We start from the raw sequence: 3,395 nt of genomic DNA on the forward strand, positions 1-3,395 counted from the left end.
TAGAAATTATGTGGAGCGCCGGATTATGCGGAGTCCGCAGCAACCAAGGCCAATTCGTCCGTTGATTCCAATGTGTTAGAGCGCTCTATCTGCTTTCTTGCTCGGCATAATTGTTGTCGTCTCTCGACGTCATTTGACCTCGAGAGGAGACCACATTGTCAAAGTCGAAGGAAGTTCTGCTTGAATGCACGCGATTGATGGACCCGGGCGCCTTGCGACCGTTCGTAGAAGCGTTCACGAGCCGATTGTTGAGCCTGGGACACACCCGCCTGACGGTGTCAGGCTACGAAGCCTCGGCTCGTCACTTCGGACATTGGCTGCAAAGCGCCAAGATCGCTGTCGCGGAGATCAACGAGGATACGGTTCGCCGCTTTGCGCGACATCGATGCCGCTGTCCCGGCGTTCGACGAGCCGATCGCCTGTCCGCCAAATACGTGAACCGGACGCGGCGGTTCGTGAGCTTTCTGGCGGAATGCGAGGTCGTTACGCCATTGACGCAGGATGAGCCGCGTGCCCACGACGACCAAGTCCTTGCATTCCAGATTTGGCTGAGACGGCACCGGGGCATTTCTGAGCGCACAATCGGTCGCCATGGCCGAATGGTCATGCGGCTGCTTCCGGCTTTGGGTCCCGATCCAAGGCACTACGATGCCCGTCTTATTCGGCAAGCGATCCTGGATGAAGGCAAGCGAACTTCGCCAGCTTACCTCAAGACAATGACGATGGCGCTGCGGGGCTACCTCAGATATTTGGCAACCCAAGGCCTATGCCGGCCGGGGCTTGATCATGCGATCCCGACGGTGCCGCAATGGCGGTTGTCGGCCTTGCCGCGCTACATCTCCCCGGCGGAAGTTGAGCGGGTCATTGCGTCGTGCGACGTTACGACGCCAATGGGCATCCGCGACCGCGCGGTGCTTCTGCCACTTGCACGTCTCGGCCTGCGCGCCGGCGACATTTCGGGAATGCGCCTCGACGACATTGACTGGCGCGAGGGAACCTTGCGTGTCCGCGGCAAAGGACGCCGCGAGGTCCAGCTTCCGCTGCCCCAGGACGCTGGCGACGCGATTATCGACTATCTGCGAGACGCCCGTCCGCCTGCCGCCTGTGAGCAGATTTTCCTGCGGACCGTTGCACCGTTTCGGCCATTGGTGAGCGCGAGTGTCTCGAGCATCGTCAGCCTTGCGCTCGCGAGGGCCGGCATCGACCACGCTCCGTCCCGAGGCGCCCATCTTCTGCGGCATTCGGCAGCAACCAGCATGCTGCGGGCCGGCGCCACGCTGGACCTGATTGGAACCGTGCTGCGCCATCGGTCGGTCGACACCACCGCCCACTACGCAAAGGTTGACGTCGACATGTTGCTTCGGGTTGCCCAGCCCTGGCCGGGGAGTGCGTCATGCTGAGCCAGGATCTCGCACGCTATGTGGAACTGCAGCATAGGCTGGGCTTCAGGTTCCGCGTCCAGAACACGCTGTTGAAGAGCTTTGTTGCCTTCGCCGAGCGACACGACGACCGACATCTCCAAGCTGCCCGCGTGCTCGAATGGGCGAGGCTTGCGTCTTCGCCACAGCAGCGCCGCAACCGACTCCTGACGGTCCGCCGCTTTGCGCTGGCGCTGTCGGCCGAGGATCGGCGTCATGAGATCCCGCCCGCTGACGCTCTGGGCCGCAGCCCGTTGGAGCGACGGATTCCGCATATCTACAGCGCGGACGAGATCGCCGCGCTGATGCAGGCGGCTGCCCGCCTGAAGCCGGCAGGTTCGATCCGGCCGTTAATGTACGAGACCCTGTTCGGCTTGATTGCCGCCACCGGCATGCGCATTTCCGAAGCCCTCTCGCTTCAGCTCGATGACCTGACCGCCGATGGCCTGATCATCCGACAGACCAAGTTCCACAAGAGCCGCTTGCTGCCGCTCCACGGCACGACATGCGACGCTTTGGACCGGTATTTGGTTGCACGCCGCCGGCTCGGTACCTTGAACAATGCGCTATTCGTTTCCGCCGCGGGCGCATCGCCGGCCTACAGTACCGTGATCGCCAACTTTCTCCAGCTCGCGCGCTCGATCGGCCTGCGAGGAGGCCCCGGCCAACCGGGCCCCTGTATTCATGATCTACGGCACACCTTTGCCGTACGCTCACTGGAGCAGTGCCGGCACGATCGCGATGCCGTCGGCCGTCATATCGTTGCCCTCAGCACCTACCTCGGCCATGCCCACGTCACCGACACCTATTGGTACCTGCAGGCAACACCGATCCTGATGAGGCAGATCGCGGCGGCCGGCGAGGCCTTGCACCAAGGAGCCGTCTCATGACCGCGCTGGCTCCGCATCTCACCGCCTTCCTGCGCGAGCATCTGCCGCACGAGAGGCGAGCGAGCCCGCACACCTGCGCGGCCTACGCCTACAGCTTTCAGTTGCTGCTCTGCTTCGCGGCTGCCCGACTGCGGACCACCCCATCCGGCATCGAGATTGAGCAGCTCGATCCGTCGCTCATTCTCTCCTTCCTGGAACACATGGAGGAAGGACGCGGCAACTCGGCGCGCACCCGCAACGTCCGTCTTGCCGCCATCAAAGCCTTCTTCCGCTTCCTCGAGTATAGGCTCCCGTCCTGTCTGGATCAGGCACGCCGGATCCGGGCGATCCCGATGAAGAAGGTCGACGAGGCCCTCGTCAGTCATCTCAGCCGCGACGAGATGCAGGCTCTGCTCGACGCGCCGGACCCGCGTCAGGTCTCCGGCATCCGCGATCGGGCGATGCTGCATCTGGCCTTCGCTGCCGGGCTGCGCGTGTCCGAACTCGTCAGCCTCCGCATCGACCAGATCGACCGCCAGACGGTCGCCAGCATCCACGTCATGGGCAAAGGACGCCGCGAGCGCGTGCTGCCCCTGTGGAAGGAGACCGCAGCGGCATTGAAGGCTTGGCTGGCGGTCCGCCCGGCGAGTGGCGACGCCGAGCTCTTTCTCAATGCGACGGGACGCGCGATGACCCGGTCCGGATTCGAATATATCCTGGCCAAGCACGTTGCCACCGCGGCGCGGAAGCAACCGTCCATTGCCGACAAGCGCGTCACTCCCCACGTCTTGCGCCACACCTGTGCCATGCACACGCTGCAGGCGACCCGGGATGTCCGCAAAGTCTCGCTCTGGCTCGGTCATGCCAGCCTCCAAAGTACGGAAATCTACCTGCGGGCCGATCCGACCGAGAAGCTCGAGGCGCTCGCCGCGATGGCGCCGCCGTCGCTCAAGTCGGGTCGCTTCCGCTCTCCCGATAAGCTGCTGGCCATGCTCAAGTCCGTCAGCCGATCGGCAGATTATGTCGAGTGATCGCTGCTCAAATACCGCAGGCGGCAAGGAATTGCCGCTGCGGACTCCGCATAATCCGGCGCTCCACATAATTTCTA

3 protein-coding genes are annotated in these 3,395 nt (G+C 63.4%); all 3 read left to right on the forward strand.

Annotated features, from left to right (window positions below):
- The first annotated feature begins 197 nt into the window (after nt 1–197).
- From NKI25_RS36040 to NKI25_RS36050, 3 genes are read left to right on the forward strand one after another with little or no spacing between them, the layout of a single operon-like run.
- Entirely contained in the window at nt 198–1,400 is a 1,203-nt protein-coding gene (locus NKI25_RS36040) for a site-specific integrase (protein WP_353000924.1), read from the forward strand.
- Nucleotides 1,394–2,308 carry a tyrosine-type recombinase/integrase gene (locus tag NKI25_RS36045; RefSeq protein ID WP_352639863.1) on the forward strand — a complete coding sequence of 305 codons (915 nt, stop codon included), beginning with the start codon at nt 1,394–1,396 and terminating at the stop codon, nt 2,306–2,308. Before NKI25_RS36040 ends, NKI25_RS36045 begins: the two co-directional genes overlap by 7 nt.
- The gene (locus NKI25_RS36050) at nt 2,305–3,318 is read left to right on the forward strand and encodes a tyrosine-type recombinase/integrase (protein ID WP_353000926.1); all 1,014 of its coding nucleotides are present in this window, start codon (nt 2,305–2,307) and stop codon (nt 3,316–3,318) included. The genes NKI25_RS36045 and NKI25_RS36050 overlap by 4 nt, the downstream gene beginning before the upstream one ends.
- The last annotated feature ends 77 nt before the right edge of the window (nt 3,319–3,395 follow it).

The sequence above is a fragment of the Mesorhizobium sp. M0808 genome (genome assembly GCF_040320025.1).
Taxonomy (GTDB): domain Bacteria; phylum Pseudomonadota; class Alphaproteobacteria; order Rhizobiales; family Rhizobiaceae; genus Mesorhizobium.